Source organism: Trinickia camelliae (genome assembly GCF_053525655.1).
In genome coordinates this window covers 187,150-203,414 of record NZ_JBCHAA010000013.1, presented here as the reverse complement: position 1 = coordinate 203,414, position 16,265 = coordinate 187,150, and the positions used below count along the sequence as shown (strand labels likewise).

The window sequence follows — 16,265 nt, the reverse complement described above, 5'->3', positions numbered from 1 at the left end:
GATCATTACGCCGCGCCGTAGTGCACGGCGAGCCAGATGGTCGGTATGTATTCGTCGGTCCATTCGACTCGATGGCGGCAATTGGCGGGAATATCGACGAAATCGCCCGTATGCAGTACGCGTTCCTTAGGCTCACCCTCCAGCAACAAGCCAGCCGAGCCTGCGAGCACGAGCACCCACTCGCCCTGCGGCTGGCAATACCAGAATCCCGGCGGACTGCACTGGCCGCCCGACACGATGCGCTCGATGCGCACGCCCGGCCGGCTCAGCAATTCCTCGAACGTTTCTTCGGCCGCCAGATCGATGGCCGACGGAAGCCCGGTGAGTAGGTTGGTGAGCATGGTTGAAGCGCCCTCCGGTAAGAAGCGAGGTGAGATGGATACGTGTCAGTCGCGTTCCGGCGGCCACAGCCGCGCGCCGTGCAGAACCCGGATGACGCTGATAACCGACCTCTCGAGATCGAGCGCATAGACGGCGATATACGGCGTACGCGCAATCACCAGTTCGCAGGTACCCGGCACCCGCCCATGCCGGCCTAGCTCCGGAAAACGGATCAGGCTCTCGACCTGCTCTTCGATCGCTTCATCGATATCGATCGCAGCCGACGGACTGTCTTGCGCGATGTACTCCATGATCTCCGACCGGTCGGCAATCGCCTGGGGCTTCCAAACGAGCCTCAAGCTTTTTTCTCCAGCTCATCGTCGATCAGCTTGCGCAGCGCCGCGCGGCGTTCTGCGAAATCCGCACTAACTTCCTCAGTCGGGATGCCGGGATGCGGATCGTCGAGTCCGCGTTGCACCTCCTCACGAAACCACTTGTCGTGCTCCGCCGCTTCGTGCGCACGCTTCATTCGTGCGGACACCGGTTCGTAGCGCGTCTTGCGCTCCGCGGGCTCGAAACCGCTGCTCTCGACTTCGTAGTGCGTGAGATGCACCCGCGTGCGCAAGAAATTGTCGGCCGAATCCAGGGTGGCAAACACGCGAATACTGAGCTCGCCCTTATTACTGCGCGCGGCGACCGTCCGTTCGACGGACCCGTATTTGACGATGACGACGTAGCCACCTTTTTCGCCGTGAACCACTGCACCGATGGTGGCGTTGGCCTCAATCAGCTCTTTCAGTGTGTTCGGGGTAATGAATTCAGGCACGATCGGCCCTCACAGCATCTAAACAAAAAATCACTTTACCTACTAAAGTGATTTTTTGTCAATGCACCGAATGGCAGAGGGCCGGCGTACAAACTGCACCGGCAAGGACCGCTAAGCCCCCGCCCCGCGCCCATTCCCCGCCAGCGACCGCTCCAGCGCCGCCACGCCCGCGGGCAAGTCCACGCGCACGCCGAGATCCACCATCGTGCGGCCGAACGCGTGCAGCGTCCTGAACAGGTTGTGCTCGCGGCACTGCTCGCCCATCTGCCCGATGCGCACGATCGGCAAGCCGAACGAGCCCGAGATCTCGACCTGATGCTCCCGCGAGATGTGTCCGCAGATATCGGCAGGGCTCAAGCCCTTCGGCACCTCGATGCCGACCACCGAATTCAGCCGGCACGGCTCGGGGGTGTATAGCTCGAGGCCGAGCGCCGAAATCCCGGCCTGCAGCGCGAGCGAGCATTTCAAGTGCCGCGCGAAGCGCTTTTCGAGCGTCTCGGCGCAGACGAGCCGCAATGCCTCATGCAGCGCCAGCACCCCCGACACCGGCGCCGTGTAGTGATAGCCCGCGTTGTGCCAGAAGTTCTCGGCGAGCGACGCATCGAGACACCAGTGCGCGTTCGCATGCTCGCGGCCCTTCACGCGTTCCCACGCGGCGTCCGAAAACGCGATCAGCGACACGCCCGGAATCGACGACAAGCCCTTCTGCCCTCCCGTAATCACAGCATCGATGCCCCAAGCGTCCATCTCGAGCGGCATCGTCGACAGCGTGCACACCGCATCGACGACCACCAGTGCGCCCGCCGCCTTCGCGAGCGCGGCAATCTCCTTCAACTGGTGATTCCAAACGGTATTCGACGTTTCGCCCTGCACGATCGTCACGATATCGGGCCGCTCCTGGCGCAAGGCCGCCTCGACGTCTTCCAGCCGCGCGACCGAGCGGTCCGCCACATCGAGCGTCACGACGTGCGCGCCGGTACGGCGGGCCATCTCCGCCATCCGTTCGCTGAAGAAGCCGTTCTTGATCGACAGCACGCGCGTGCCGGGCCACGCGAGATTCGAGATCGCCATCTCCATCGCGGCCGATCCGGGGCCCGCTACGCCCAGCACCCACTTCGAGCGAGTCTGGAACACGTAGCGCGCCATCTCCTTCACCTGGCCGATCACCTTGACCATCGTCGCGCCGAGATGGTTGATGACGATCGCGTTCGCCTTGGCGACGGCGGCTGGAATCGGCACGGGGCCGGCGCCCATCATCAACAACGGTTCTTCGGGGAGGATCTCGTCGAGCGAGACGACGTCGGGGCAAACGATGGGAGTGAACGGCGTGGACATGATCGATGACGTGGGTTGTACGGATTCGGGGCTCGCGGCTCAAGACGAGCGCAGCGGGTCTTCGATCATTCCTCCTTCCGCGCGATTGCGCAAGTCATTTGCCCGCTCGGGTCTTGATTCGCAGCGCGAGCTCACCGCGCTGCATGGGACCGGCAAAAAAAACGCCCGTGGCTTGCGCCACGAGCGTCGTAAGCCACGGGCGCGATGCCGTGACTGAGGGGCAACCTAGAGATCGCGCACGCGGCAAGCCGCGTGCGTTCGCCGGTTCGTTACAGAATCTTGTGCTTGTCGAGCGATTCGCCGGTTTCCTTGTTGTACCGCTCGGCGTACTCCTCGATCATCCCGCGCAGCGCGCGGCCGATCTTCCGGTAGTCGGCTTCGTTCAAGTTCGCGAGCGACACGCGGCCCGACGGGTGCGGCGTGCCGAAGCCGCGGCCCGGCAGCAGCACGACCTGCGCTTCGCTCGCCAGACGGAACAGCAACTCCGACGGCTTGACCTGCTTGAGCAGCCAGTCGACGAACTTGCGGCCGTAAGCGCGCTCGCCCAGATACTCGACGTCGAGCACCGTGTAGTAGTCGACCTGGTTCTCTTCGCTCTCCGTGTTCTTGATGCCGGCTTCCTGATACAGCGCCGCCTTGCGGCTGCGGATCAGCTGCTTCAGCGAGTTCTTGTAGACGTCCTTCGTGTCCATCAGCGAGAACAGCGAGAACAGCACCATCTGCACTTGCTGCGGCGTCGAAAGACCCGCCGTGTGGTTGAGCGCAACGGTGCGGCTGTCGGCGACCAGACGGTCGATGAACTTCAGCTGGTCCGGCGTCGTCGTGATCGACTCGTAACGGTGGTGGAGTTCTTTCTTCTTATCCGCCGGCAGCTCGCGGATCAGGCGGTCGAGAACGTTGTCTTCGTGCACGCTGACCGTGCCCAGACGCCAGCCGGTCGCGCCGAAGTACTTCGAGTACGAGTACACGAGGATCGTGTTGTGCGGCGCGATCGCGAACAGCGACGTGAAGTTGTCGGCGAACGTGCCGTACACGTCGTCGGTCAGGAGGATCAGGTCCGGACGCTCTTTGACGATCTCCGCGATGTAGTGGAGGCTTTCGTCGCTGATCTTCACCGACGGCGGGTTGCTCGGGTTCACGAGGAAGAACGCCTTGACCTTCGGATCGCGCAGCTTGTCGAGTTCCTTCTTCGAATATTGCCAGCCGTCCTCGACCTTCGCATCGAGATGCACGACGTTGAGCTTGTAGTCGTTCAGCTCCGGAATCTCGATGTACGGCGTGAAGATCGGCATGCCGAGCGCAATCGTGTCACCTGCCTTGATCAGGTGGTTCTCGCGCATCGTGTTGAAGATGTAGGTCATCGCGGCCGTGCCGCCTTCGACCGCATAGGTGTCGAACTTGCCAGCGAACGGGTGCTTGCCGACCATCTCGCGGCGCAGATATTCGCCGACGATGACTTCCGACATCTTCAGCATCCGGTCCGGCACCGGGTAGTTGCACGCGAGAATGCCGTCGACCATTTCATAGAGAAACTCTTCGACGTCGAGACCCAGTTGATCGCGCACGTAGTGCGACGTGTTCTTCAGGAAAGCAATGCCCGGCTTGCCCTCGTTTTCGTCGAGGAAGCGGCTGAACGACTCACGCAAGCCGCCGCGCAGCGCGAAGCCGCCCACGCCGCCTTCGAGATGGCCGAACGAGCGCTCCGATTCACGCGTCGCGAATTGACCGAGCTGCCAGAAAGCGTGGCGAGGTTCGGTCGCGAGGAAGTTGGGGTTGCCGCGGCCCGCGTTGAGCATTTGGCGATCGGCCGGGCGTGCAGCTTCTTCACCGCGAGCGACCTTGATCAGCACGTCCTTTTGCTCGAACGGGCTCAACGTCCCCAACGATCCGACCAGTTTGTCGATCTGTTCCTTGCTCAGCTTTGCCATGTGTGTTCTCCAGATAAAACCAGTTTGGTGCCTCGCGCATCAGCTGGCGCGAGGCGTATGAAATGCAACAACCTATCGAGATCGCCCCGAGATCAAACCAGGCCGACGACCAGCGGCCCGAGCAGCGTCAACAGCACGTTGGCGATCGCGTAGGTGATCGCGAACGGCACCGTCGGCACCGCGCTTTCGGCTTTGTCGAGCACGCCGCCGAATGCCGGGTTCGCGCTGCGCGAGCCTGACAGCGCGCCGGCCAGGATGGCCGAGTTGTTGTAGCGCAGCACGTAGCGGCCGAAGAGCATCGTCAGAATCAGCGGGAGGATCGTGACGACGAGGCCAAGCAGGAAAATCGTCATGCCGCTTTGCTTGACGGTCACCACGGCCTGCAGACCCGCATTGAGGCCGACCACCGCGACGAACGCCGCCAGGCCGAAATCCTTCAGGAGCTGCGACGCTTGCGACGGCATCACGCCGTACATCGGATGCTTGCCGCGCATCCAGCCGAACAGCAGGCCTGCCAGCAGACAGCCGCCGCCCGAGCCGAGCGTGAGCGGAATCCCGTCGATCCGTTCGACGACGAGCCCGATCAAGAGACCGAGCACGAGACCGACGCCCATGTAGATAAAGTCAGTCTTATTCGAATACGGCATTTCGTAGCCGGCGAGCTCGACCGCGCGCTTCGTATCTTTCGGAGTGCCGTAGAACGTGATGACGTCGCCGTGCTGCATTTTCGTGTCGGGCAAAATCGGCAGCGGCTGGCCTGCGCGCGTCGCGCTTTCCACGTAGACGCCGTGGCGCAGCTCGCGATCGACCTGCTCGCGCACTTGGGCGATCGACACGTTGTTCATGCCCTTGCGCGTGAACACGGCCTGGCGCGTCTGCATCACGGTGGAGACGCCGTCGGTGTCGGCCACTTCCTCGCCGATCAGCGGCGCCGCTTCGACGACGCCCTCGCGGCGGCCGACCACCAGAATCACGTCGTCGGCCTGCAGCTTGAGCTCGGGCGTCGGCTCGACGGCCTTGCCGTGGCGGCGGACCTTTTCGATCGTGAGGAGGTCATCGTGCCCTTGCTCGATCTCGGCGATCGAGCGCCCCGCCGCCGGCCCAACGCGATACGCGCGGCCGACCAGCACCGGCATCGCGGGACGCTGCCCCGGCCCTTTCGCCCCGCCGCCCGCGAGCAGCTTCTCGGCTTCGATCGACGCTTCGCGCAAGCCCTGGCCCATGAACTTCGGCAGGATGTTCACGCAGACGATGAGCGCGCCGAGCGTGCCGAACACGTAGGTCACCGCATAGGCGATCGCCACTTCAGACTGCATGAACTTGACCTGATCGGGCGGCAAGCCGAGGCGCGCGATGGCGTCGCCGGCCGTGCCGATGATCGCCGACTGCGTCAGTGCGCCGCCCGCGAGACCGGCGGCGAGGCCCTTGTCGAGATGGAAGATGCGTGCGCACACAACCACCGTGACGAGCGCCGACACCGCGAGAAACACGGCCATCGCGATTTCGCGCAGCGTCTTGCGGTTGATCGAGTTGAAGAACTGCGGCCCCGACTCGTAACCCACCGCGTAGATGAACACGGCGAACATCACGGACTTCACGCCGTTGTCGACCTGCACTCCGACCTGACTCACAACCACGGCGGCAAGGAGCGATCCGCCCACCCCGCCCAACTGGAATTTGCCGAAATTGATCTGCCCGATGTAATAGCCGATCGCCAGCGATAAAAACAGGGCGATCTCAGGCGACCTGTGAAAGATGTCATGTAGCCAAGTCATCGTGTCCTCTTTGTTGTTGAAAAAACCTGCGGCTGCCCACGCGCCGCCGTGCCGACCGGCATCCGCTACAGATGCAACGCACGCAAGCCGCCTCCAAAACCGACGACGATCGGCCCCGCGAGCGGAAGCAGAACGTTCGAAAGCGCGTACGTGATCGTGTAGCCGATGACTGGCGTCGAATTGCCGGCGACCCCCACGAGCGCGCTGATCGCCGGCGTACTGCACTGCTGCCCGGCGATCGCGCCGAGCAGCATCGGCGCGTCGAGCTTCAAGAGCGCGCGGCCGATGCAAAGCGACAGGAGCCCGGGCACGAGCACCATCAGGACGCCGACGAGGGGCAGCGCGAAGCCGTACTGGCGTACGAGCGCGAGCGCGTCCGAGCCGGCCGAGAGGCCGACGGCGGCGATGAATGCCCCGAGTCCGAAGTCCTTCAGAATTTGTGCGGCGGCCGACGGCAACGAGCCGACGAGCGGGTGATGAGAGCGGATCCAGCCAAAGAGGAGCCCCGACAGCAAACAGCCGCCGCCGGTGCCGAGGGTGAGCGCGACGCTGCCGATGCGCGCGCTCAAGTGACCGAGGGCCATGCCGACGAGCACGCCGACGCCCAGCAGCACGAAATCGGTCTTATTCGTCGCCGGCAGGACATAGCCGAGCTGAGCGGCGCCGCGCTCGACGTCGGCGGGCGCGCCGACGAGCGTCAGCACGTCGCCGCGGTTCAGTTCGGTGCCGGGCAGCGCGGGCACGGTGCTTTCGAGACGCGTGACCGCCGAGATGAACACGCCGCGCCCTTGTTCGGGCGCCGCGCGCTCGCGGACTTCCGCGATGGTCAGACCATGCGCTTCGCGGCGCGTGAGCACCACGTCGAGCCGCTGCGTATGAACGTCCGACGCGTCGTGGCCGATCAGCTCGTCGCCGATCGCATGCGCGGCCTCGACCAGCGCCTCGCGCCGGCCGACCAACACCACGTGATCGCCCGCCTCGAGCACGAGTTCGGGCTCGACGGCGAGCGTCGCCGACTCTCGCAAGACGCCTTCGACCGCGAGGTTGTAGCCGTAGCGCGCTTCGAGCGCGGCGATGGTCGAGCCGGCAGCCGGACCGACGCTGAATTCGCGCCCGACGAGCGACGGCGCCGCGACGCGCTGCCCCTCTTCGAGCGCGCCGTCGCCGCCGAGCTTGCGCCAGAGGCGCTCGGCTTCCGCGCGCAGATCGATACGCATGAGGAGCGGCGCGATCTGGCTGGTGAACAGCACGATCGAAATCAGCCCGAACAGGTAGCTGACGCTATAGGCCGTGACGATATTCGCCTGCAGGCGCGCCGTCTCGGCGGCGGGCAAGCCAAGCCGCCCGATCGCTTCGGAAGCCGTGCCGATCACCGCCGATTCCGTCGCCGCGCCGGCGAGGAGCCCGGCCGCCGTGCCCTGGTCCAGATCGAGCAGCACAATGGCAGTGAATACCAATGCCAGAACGGATGAGATCTCAATCAGCGAAAGCAGTCCGTAACGCCAGCCCCTGCCGACATTGGCAAAAAATTGGGGACCGCCAGTAAATCCGAGCGCGAAAATGAATAGAGCAAATGCGATATTTTTCAGATCGGGGCTAATGCGGGCACCCGTTTGCCCGAGCACCAGCGCGACAATCAAGGTGCCGCAAACGCCGCCGAGCTGAATCGGTCCAATCTTGAACGAACCGATTAGATAACCCAGCGCGAGACTGGCAAACAACGCAAATTCGGGCTGATTCCGTAACAATTCGCCGATCATTCAGGCGTTCTCCGCGACACAATTAAATGGATCAGGCGTCCGGCAGATTAACTAGACAGTCACATATTGGGACTGACTAGTTTGAAAGCGGACGTACGATCAACAAAAGCAAATTCGCCATTGAATGCGGTATGGCTATCGCGGCAAAGAGAGACCGCAAAGCAGCACTGCGCAACCGCCCGCCGCGCAAGGCGGCTAGACGTACACATCAGTACACTACTTAATCATCTCGTCTTCTAGATTTCAGTCGAATTAAACGCCAGCGCTCGTATTCCTCTTACTTTTATATAAGGTAGGGCGTAATTTTTATTCTGGTTTTAAGATAGTGTCAACGTTATTTTTTTACATTGATTGACCATTGACGAAATGCCGAATTGCTGCAGGAATACTGCATCTCCAGATCGGTGACGCGACCCAGTCAATCAAATAGCCAGACTATTTTGTAAAAATCATGAATCAAATCCAAGCCATGCGAGTCTTTGTCCACGTAGCCGAAACGAGGAGTTTTCGCCGTGCCGCGCGTCAATTCGAAGTCTCGAATGCCTTTGTTACGCGCTGTATCGCAATGCTCGAATCGCACTTAAATACGCGGCTTATCAATAGAACGACGCGAAATCTCTCGCTGACCGAAGCGGGAAACCGTTATCTCGAGGGCTGCCGTTCGATGCTGGAGGAACTCGACCAGCTCGACGCCACCGTGGCAAGTACCGAGCACGGTCCGAGCGGCACGTTGCGCGTCACCGTATCCGCGGCGCTGTCGCCGTTGTGGGTGACACCGCTCGTCGACGGTTTTCGCCGCCGCTATCCGTCGGTCAAGATCCGCCTGACGCTCGCAGAGCAGCCGGCCGACCTCGCGAACGACAACTACGACGTCGCCATCGTGACGGCCTTCCGGGCGCAGAACGCCCCGCTGGTCGAGCACGCGCTCGGCTTTCACGCCCTCGTTGCATGCGCGTCGCCGGACTACCTCGCGGAGCATGGCGAACCGCATACGCCCTGCGAGCTGTCGGGGCACGCGTTCGTCTCGCTCCCCGCCGACCAGCACGAGCCGACCTGGCGTTTGATGGACCGCAACTCGCGCGTGCACGAAGTCGGCCTTTCGCCCGTCTACACCGTCAACAGCGCGCCGATGGTGCGCCTCGCGACGCTTGCCGGCATGGGCATCGCAATCCTGCCGCTGCCTTTCGTGGCGGACGACTTCGCGCTCGGCGAGCTGAAGCACATCATGAAGGACTACGTGATCGACGCCCCCGAAGCCAAGGTGTCGATCGTCTATCCCGAGCGCCAATTCCAGCCCGCGAAAACGCGCAGCTTCATCGACTACACGCTCGAGCATTACAGCAACGATGAGACAATCGAGCGAAGCCACGTGAATGCAAGACGTATTCCCGTGACGCTCCATGAAATGCCCAGCGTGCCGTCGTAACAGCGGCGCGCCTTCGATGAAGGGAGGCACACCGTGCGTGTGATTTTGTTCAGCAGCCGCCAATACGATCGCGATACCTTTAACGAAGCCAACGCCGCCTACGGATTTCGCCTGCATTTCCAGGAAAGCCGGCTGGATGCCGAAACAGCCATCCTCGCGCACGGCTATGAAGTCGTCTGCCCGTTCGTCAACGATACGGTCGATGCGGCTGTCCTCGAAAAGCTCGCGGACGGCGGCACCCGCCTCATCGCGCTGCGCTCGGCGGGCTTCAATCACGTCGATCTGGCCGCGGCCGCGAGGCTCGGCATAACGGTCGCGCGCGTGCCGGCCTACTCGCCCCACGCAGTCGCCGAGCACGCCGTCGGCATGATCCTCGCGCTGAACCGGCGCTTGCCGCGCGCGGTCGCACGCACGCGCGAAGGGGACTTTTCGCTCAACGGCCTGCTCGGTTTCGATCTGTACGGCAAGACGGTCGGCGTGATCGGCACGGGTGTGATCGGCTGCACGTTCGGCAAGATCATGGCGGGCTTCGGCACGAAGCTGCTGGCGTACAGCCCGCCCAAGCCCGCCGACGAAATGCTCGCGCTCGGCGCGCGCTACGTGCCGCTCGACGAGTTGCTCGCCGAGTCGGACATCGTGAGCCTGCATTGCCCTCTGCTGCCTGAGACCTACCACATGATCGACGAAGGCGCGCTCGCGCGCATGAAGCGCGGCGCGATGCTGATCAATACGGGACGCGGCGGCCTGGTGGAAAGCAACGCGCTGATCGGCGCGCTAAAGAGCGGCCACCTCGGGCATCTCGGGCTCGACGTGTACGAGGAAGAAGGCGGGCTGTTCTTCGAGGACCATTCGGACAGCCCGTTGCAAGACGATGTGCTCGCTCGCCTCTTGAACTTTCCGAACGTGATGATCACCGCGCACCAGGCGTTCTTCACGCGCGAAGCGATGATGGAAATCGCAGGCACGACACTCGGCAACGCGCGCGACTGGCACGCCGGATCGCCGAGCAACGTGGTGCGCGAAGGCTAGGAACTCACGCGCCGCACAAGCTGATCAACAGCTCGGCTTCGCGTTCAGCCACTTCGACCGGAAAGTTCGCAGCGCCGGCATACGCCAGGTAGCGCGCGCGGTGCTGTCCGTTGCGAAACGCGACCACGCCTTCGTGCTCGATGCCGAGCCAGCCCATGAGGCCGCGCCGCTTGCGCTGAGTGATCGTGACATAGGGCATCTCGGGGATCCGCGCGTTGTCCGGGTCGAGAAACTCGCGGATGCCCCTGATCTTGCCGGCATGCCAATCGTCGACCGATTTCAGGACGTAGTCCGTCTCGTCGCGGTTCGCGCATTGCAGCAGCTTGAAGGCGTCGACCATCACGACCTGATGGCGCGTGCCGTCGTCCACGAAGACACGCTTCAAGCGGACATGGTCATAGTGCGAATGACCAGGCAGCTGAACGATCCAGATGGGATCGGCATCGGTGGCGACTTCGCGATTGGGCTCGGGGGATAACATGGACGGGCACTCAAAAAACCGTGCGCAACGCACCAAAAAGAAGCGTTCGCTTAAAAATGGGGTTGCAGCCTAGCAAGCCATCGTGACGCCTGCATGACAGTGTAGGTGAGCAATTGCCGACCAGGAGACTCACGTGAGCACACCGTACGCGGTCGAACATTTCAGCGAGTCCCTACGCCTCGAAACGCAGGGTGCAGTCGCCACGATCGTGCTGGATCGGCCTGCTCGACGCAATGCCGTCGACCGGCCTACCGCCGACGCGCTGCGCGCCGCCTTCGAGCGTTTCGAAAGCGAGCCTCGCTGGCTCGCCGCCGTACTGTTCGGCGCGGGCGGCACGTTCTGCGCCGGCGCCGATCTCACTGCGCTTGGCGACGACGCGCGCCGCAACGAACTGCATGCGGACGGCAGCGGCCCCGGGCCGATGGGACCGACGCGCATGGCGTTCACGAAGCCCGTGATCGCGGCGATCGCGGGACATGCGGTGGCGGGCGGGCTCGAGTTGGCGGCGATGTGCGATCTGCGGGTCGTCGAGGAAGACGCCGTGCTCGGCGTGTTTTGCCGCCGCTTCGGCGTGCCGCTGATCGACGGCGGCACGATCCGGTTGCCGCGGCTGATCGGCTTGTCGCGCGCACTCGATCTGATCCTGACCGGACGCGCGGTCGATGCCGCCGAAGCGCTCGCGATCGGCCTCGCCAATCGCGTGGTGCCGCCGGGCACGGCGCGCGCCGCGGCCGAAGCGCTCGCCGCGCAACTTGCCGCGTTTCCGCAGGCGGCGTTGCTGGCCGACCGGCGTTCGGCGCTCGAAAACAGCATGCTCGGCGATCTCGCCGAAGCGTTGCAGCGCGAAGGCGCCGGCGGCTACCGGGCGGTCCTCGACGAAGGCCTCGCGGGTGCCACGCGCTTCGCCGCGGGCGCGGGACGGCATGGGGATTCGGCATCCTAGCAACACTCCCCTTCGAGCCTCAGCGCGACAATTTCGGTTTAGGTAGAATCCCCTAGCTGTTTTCCCTAGCCGGCGCTCGCGCTCTCGTTCCGAAACGCGCGCCGGCAAGTTCTGCCTGAGTTCCCCCGCCATGCCGTTGCCCCTGCTCGCCCTCGCCGTTGCCGCCTTTGGAATCGGTACCACCGAGTTCGTCATCATGGGGCTGCTGCCCAACGTCGCGCGCGATCTCGGCGTGACGATCCCCGCTGCCGGCATGCTCGTCTCGGGCTACGCGCTCGGCGTCACGATCGGCGCCCCGATCCTCGCGATCGCCACCGCCCGCATGCCGCGCAAGAAAGCGCTGATGAACTTGATCGGCGTGTTCATCGTCGGCAACCTGCTGTGTGCGGTGGCACCGCACTACGCGGTGCTGATGGCCGCGCGCGTCGTCACCGCGTTCTGCCACGGCGCGTTCTTCGGCATCGGCTCGGTAGTCGCGGCCGGCCTCGTCGCGCCGAACCGCCGCGCGCAGGCCATCGCGCTGATGTTCACGGGCCTCACGCTCGCCAACGTGCTCGGCGTGCCGCTCGGCACGGCGCTCGGCCAGGAGTTCGGCTGGCGCGCGACGTTCTGGGCCGTGACGGTCATCGGCATCCTCGCCGCCGGCGCGCTCGCCGTCTGCCTTCCGGCGCAAATCGACATGCAGGAGACGAGCCTCGTGCGCGAATTCAGCGTGCTCAAGGACCCGCAGGTGGTGATGGTGCTCGGCATCAGCGCGCTCGCGTCGGCGAGTCTCTTTGCGGTGTTCACGTACATCACGCCGATTCTTGAAGACGTGACCGGCTTCACACCGCACGCGGTCACGTTCGTGCTGCTGCTCTTCGGGCTCGGCCTCACCGTCGGCAGCACGCTTGGCGGCAAGCTCGCCGATTGGCGTCTGATGCCGTCGCTGCTCGCGTTCCTGCTCGCGATCGTCGTCGTGCTGACGATCTTCGCGGGGACCATGCACTCGGCCTACCCGGCGATGGCGACGATCTTCTTCTGGGGCGTGCTCGCGTTCGCGATCGTGCCGCCGCTGCAGATGCTGATCGTCCATCGGGCGAGCCATGCGCCGAACCTCGCATCGACGCTCAATCAAGGCGCGTTCAACCTCGGCAATGCGACGGGCGCGTGGCTCGGCGGAACGGCGATCGCCGCGGGCGCGCCGCTCACGTCGCTGCCGTGGGTCGGCGTGGCGATGGCCATTGCGGCGCTGGCGTTGACGCTGTGGTCGGTGCAGCTCGAGCGCCGCACGCGACGCATGCCGGTCGGCGCGCCGGGCTAAGTTGCGCGTGAGGTGCGTCTAGGTTGGGCCTGAGTTGGACCATTAGTCCAGTCGCGGCGTAGTAGCATCCCGTCCGATGAAAACCGTCCTGACCCGCGACTTCCTCGCTTTGATCCTCTCCGTCGCCGTCGTTGGCCTTGGCACCGGCGCGACGCTTCCGCTCACCGCGCTCGCGCTCACGCAAGCGGGCTACGGCACCGACGTCGTCGGCCTGCTGACCGCCGCGCAGGCCGGCGGCGGTCTGCTGGTGGTGCCGCTCGCGAGCCGGATCGCCGGGCGCTTCGGCGGGCGGCAGGTGATCGTCGCTTCGGTGCTCACCGTCGCCTGCGCGACCGCGCTGATGCAGCTCACCTCGAACCTGGCCGTCTGGGCCGTGCTGCGCGTGCTGTGCGGCGCATCGCTGATGCTGCTCTTCACGATCGGCGAAGCCTGGGTCAATCAGCTCGCCGACGACGCCACGCGCGGCCGCGTCGTCGCGATCTATGCGACGAACTTCACGCTGTTCCAGATGGCCGGACCCGTGCTCGTCAGCCAAATCGCGGATTTCACCGCGTGGCGTTTCCTGCTGTGCGGCGCGATCTTTCTGCTCGCGCTGCCCGTACTCGCCGCGATCCGCACCGCGCCGATCGCGCACGATGATCACGGCAGCGCAGACGAATCCGGCGCATCGGGGTCATCGAGCGACTGGCGTCACGTGCTGCCGCAGATGCCCGCGATCATCGTCGGCACCGCATTCTTCGCGCTTCTCGATACGCTCGCGCTGTCGTTGTTGCCGCTCTTCGCGATGGCGCACGGCGTGTCGAGCGAAGTCGCCGTGCTGTTCGCCTCGGCGCTGCTGCTCGGCGACACGACGTTGCAATTCCCGATCGGCTGGCTCGCCGACCGGCTCGGACGTGAGCGAGTGCATGCCGGCGCAGCGATCGTCGTCGTGGCGCTGTTGCCCACCTTGCCGTGGGCGGTCGAGCATCCGTGGCTGTGCTGGCCGATCCTCTATGTGCTCGGCGCGGCGGCCGGCAGCATCTACACGCTGTCGATCGTCGCGTGCGGCGAGCGCTTCCGCGGCGCCGCGCTCGTCTCGGCGAGTTCGCTGGTGGGGGCCTCATGGAGCGTCGCAAGCTTCGGCGGCCCGCTGATTGCCGGGCCGCTCATGCGCGGCATCGGCGCGAATGCGCTGATCGGCGTGCTCCTGGCCAGCGCGCTCGCATTTCTCGCAGCCGCCGTTTGGGAGCGGCGCCGCACTTCCCGCCAAACCTTCCCTCTTTCCCGCCAATAGCTTCAGCCGTGCGCGATCCGTCTCGCACCGCGGCGGGATAATCGGCGCACGGCTATCGGTTCCACCGGCCCCGCTTGTTCACCCGCAAGGTATGTTCGCAAGCCTGTTACTAGCGTGAACAGGCTCTAGCGTTGGGGGAGCACACATGAAACGCCCGAGTTACGTGCAGCGCGTGCTCGCGTTGCTGATCGTCGCCATTTTCGCCAACTGCAGCGGCGGCGGAGGCGGTGGTTCCAGCTCAAGCTCCAGCACGGGTTCGGGCTCGTCGGCCGGAAGCGGCGGTTCGGGATCGGGTTCCGGCAGCGGCTCATCAGGCGGAGGCACCGCGATGGCCGCCGATGTCGTGACCTATCACAACGACATCGGTCGCACGGGCCAGCAACTCGCCGAGACGACGCTCACGCTCGCCAACGTGAATTCGGCGACGTTCGGCAAGATCGGCTTCGACACGACCGACGGCAAAGTCGACGCCGAGCCGCTCTATCTCTCGCAGGTGACGATCGGCGGCAGCAAGCACAACGTGCTCTACGTGGCGACCGAAAATGCGAGCGTCTACGCGTTCGACGCCGACAACGGCGCCGTGCTCTGGCAGGTCTCGACGCTCGGCGCGCACGAGACGCCAAGCGACGACCTAGGGTGCACGCAGATCTCGCCTGAGATCGGCATTACGTCGACGCCCGTCATCGACCGGACGAAAGGACCGAACGGCGCGATCTATGTGGTCGCCATGTCGAAAGACAGTTCGAGCAACTATCACCAGCGCATCCACGCGCTCGACATCACGACGGGTGCGGAGCTCTTCGGCGGCCCGACGACCATCGCGGCGTCCTATCCCGGCAACAGCACCAACGGCTCGGGTGGCACGCTCACGTTCAATCCGAAGCAATACGCGGAGCGCCAGTCGCTGCTGGAGCTGAACGGCATCATCTACACGGGCTGGACCTCGCACTGCGACGTCGAGCCCTACAATGGCTGGGTGATCGCCTATAGCGCCGATACGCTCATGCAGACGAGCGTGCTGAGCCTCACGCCGAACGGCACGGAGGGCTCGATCTGGATGAGCGGCGCGGGCATGGCCTCGGACGGCCAGTCGATTTACTTCCTCGACGCGAACGGCACCTTCGACACGACGCTCACGGCCAACGGCTTCCCCTCGCAGGGCGACTACGGCAACGCGTTCCTGAAGCTCGGCACAACGAACGGCCTGACTGTCTCCGACTACTTCAACATGTCGAACACACTCGCCGAATCACAGGCTGACGAGGACCTCGGCTCGGGCGGCGCGCTGGTACTGCCGGATCAGACCGATTCGAGCGGCGCCGTCCACCATCTCGCGGTCGGCGCGGGCAAGGATTCGAGCATCTACGTCGTCAACCGCGACTCGATGGGTAAATTCAACGCGAGCGCGAACAACATCTATCAGCAGATCAACGGACAGCTCGTCGGAGCGGAATTCGGCATGCCCGCGTACTTCAACGGCAGGATCTACTTCGGCTCGATCGGCGACAAAATCAAGGCGTTCCCGATCAGCAACGCGCAGGTGGCGACAGCGCCGACCAGCCAGTCGGCCGAATCGTTCGGCACGCCGGGCGCGACGCCGAGCATCTCGGCGAACGGGACTTCAAACGGGATCGTATGGGTGGCGATGAACGGCGACATCGCGGGACTCTACGCGTATGACGCAAGCAACCTCTCGCACGAGCTTTACAACAGCACGCAGGCGGCGAATGCGCGCGATCAATTCGGACAGGGCAATAAATTCATTACGCCGATGATCGCGAACGGAAAGGTCTATGTGGGGACCGCAACGGGCGTGGGGGTGTTCGGGCTGCTGGGCGGCTAGCCGCCCGAAACACCCTGGGCCG

Annotated in this window: 15 protein-coding genes; 7 read left to right on the top strand and 8 right to left on the bottom strand. The window is 64.4% G+C overall.

All coding sequences use genetic code 11. The annotated features are described in order from the left end of the window. Positions 1-5 precede the first annotated feature (5 nt). From AAHK20_RS21825 to AAHK20_RS21810, 4 genes are all read right to left on the bottom strand, one after another. Entirely contained in the window at positions 6-341 is a 336-nt protein-coding gene (locus AAHK20_RS21825; protein ID WP_449183588.1) for a cupin domain-containing protein, read from the bottom strand. Positions 342-386: 45 nt separating this feature from the next. Then, the gene (locus tag AAHK20_RS21820; RefSeq protein WP_449183587.1) at positions 387-680 is read right to left on the bottom strand and encodes a type II toxin-antitoxin system RelE/ParE family toxin; all 294 of its coding nucleotides are present in this window, start codon (positions 678-680) and stop codon (positions 387-389) included. Continuing rightward, entirely contained in the window at positions 677-1,147 is a 471-nt protein-coding gene (locus tag AAHK20_RS21815) for an antitoxin PaaA2 family protein (RefSeq protein WP_449183586.1), read from the bottom strand. Before AAHK20_RS21815 ends, AAHK20_RS21820 begins: the two co-directional genes overlap by 4 nt. Positions 1,148-1,258: 111 nt before the next feature. Continuing rightward, positions 1,259-2,482 carry a pyridoxal-phosphate-dependent aminotransferase family protein gene (locus tag AAHK20_RS21810; RefSeq protein WP_449183585.1) on the bottom strand — a complete coding sequence of 408 codons (1,224 nt, stop codon included), beginning with the start codon at positions 2,480-2,482 and terminating at the stop codon, positions 1,259-1,261. Here AAHK20_RS21810 and AAHK20_RS21805 point away from each other — a divergent pair. Beyond that, positions 2,475-2,699, top strand: coding sequence for a hypothetical protein (locus tag AAHK20_RS21805; protein ID WP_449183584.1), 225 nt, complete (start codon positions 2,475-2,477; stop codon positions 2,697-2,699). The genes AAHK20_RS21810 and AAHK20_RS21805 overlap by 8 nt on opposite strands. 52 nt (positions 2,700-2,751) lie before the next feature. Here the strand turns inward: AAHK20_RS21805 and AAHK20_RS21800 are convergent, their stop codons facing one another. The 3 genes from AAHK20_RS21800 to aspT (AAHK20_RS21790) all read right to left on the bottom strand — a co-directional run bounded on the left by AAHK20_RS21800 (position 2,752) and on the right by aspT (AAHK20_RS21790) (position 7,945). Beyond that, entirely contained in the window at positions 2,752-4,410 is a 1,659-nt protein-coding gene (locus AAHK20_RS21800; protein ID WP_449183583.1) for a bifunctional aspartate transaminase/aspartate 4-decarboxylase, read from the bottom strand. 92 nt (positions 4,411-4,502) lie between these two features. Beyond that, positions 4,503-6,185 carry an aspartate-alanine antiporter gene (aspT, locus tag AAHK20_RS21795; protein WP_449183582.1) on the bottom strand — a complete coding sequence of 561 codons (1,683 nt, stop codon included), beginning with the start codon at positions 6,183-6,185 and terminating at the stop codon, positions 4,503-4,505. Between the two features lie 65 nt (positions 6,186-6,250). Continuing rightward, a complete protein-coding gene (aspT, locus tag AAHK20_RS21790) occupies positions 6,251-7,945 on the bottom strand; it encodes an aspartate-alanine antiporter (RefSeq protein WP_449183581.1) in 1,695 nt (564 codons plus the stop codon). 451 nt (positions 7,946-8,396) lie between these two features. On the opposite strand from aspT (AAHK20_RS21790), the gene AAHK20_RS21785 reads away from it, so the two are divergent. Together AAHK20_RS21785 and AAHK20_RS21780 are read left to right on the top strand one after the other, a co-directional pair. Next, positions 8,397-9,371, top strand: a complete 975-nt coding sequence (locus AAHK20_RS21785; RefSeq protein ID WP_449183580.1) for a LysR family transcriptional regulator — start codon at positions 8,397-8,399, stop codon at positions 9,369-9,371. 33 nt (positions 9,372-9,404) lie between these two features. Next, complete coding sequence (locus AAHK20_RS21780; protein ID WP_449183579.1) at positions 9,405-10,400, top strand: 2-hydroxyacid dehydrogenase; 996 nt, start codon at positions 9,405-9,407, stop codon at positions 10,398-10,400. Positions 10,401-10,404: 4 nt separating this feature from the next. Here AAHK20_RS21780 and AAHK20_RS21775 read toward each other — a convergent pair whose 3' ends face one another. Beyond that, entirely contained in the window at positions 10,405-10,881 is a 477-nt protein-coding gene (locus AAHK20_RS21775) for a plasmid fertility inhibition factor family protein (protein WP_449183578.1), read from the bottom strand. A 133-nt stretch (positions 10,882-11,014) separates the two neighbouring features. Here AAHK20_RS21775 and AAHK20_RS21770 point away from each other — a divergent pair, with 133 nt between their 5' ends. The 4 genes from AAHK20_RS21770 (at position 11,015) to AAHK20_RS21755 (ending at position 16,243) form a co-directional block, all read left to right on the top strand. After that, positions 11,015-11,824 (top strand): crotonase/enoyl-CoA hydratase family protein, encoded by an 810-nt coding sequence (locus AAHK20_RS21770; RefSeq protein ID WP_449183577.1) that lies wholly within the window; start codon positions 11,015-11,017, stop codon positions 11,822-11,824. Between the two features lie 130 nt (positions 11,825-11,954). Beyond that, positions 11,955-13,127, top strand: a complete 1,173-nt coding sequence (locus AAHK20_RS21765; protein ID WP_449183576.1) for an MFS transporter — start codon at positions 11,955-11,957, stop codon at positions 13,125-13,127. Between the two features lie 76 nt (positions 13,128-13,203). Next, positions 13,204-14,400 (top strand): MFS transporter, encoded by a 1,197-nt coding sequence (locus AAHK20_RS21760; protein ID WP_449183575.1) that lies wholly within the window; start codon positions 13,204-13,206, stop codon positions 14,398-14,400. Positions 14,401-14,545: 145 nt separating this feature from the next. Continuing rightward, the gene (locus tag AAHK20_RS21755; RefSeq protein ID WP_449183574.1) at positions 14,546-16,243 is read left to right on the top strand and encodes a PQQ-binding-like beta-propeller repeat protein; all 1,698 of its coding nucleotides are present in this window, start codon (positions 14,546-14,548) and stop codon (positions 16,241-16,243) included. Positions 16,244-16,265: the final 22 nt, after the last annotated feature.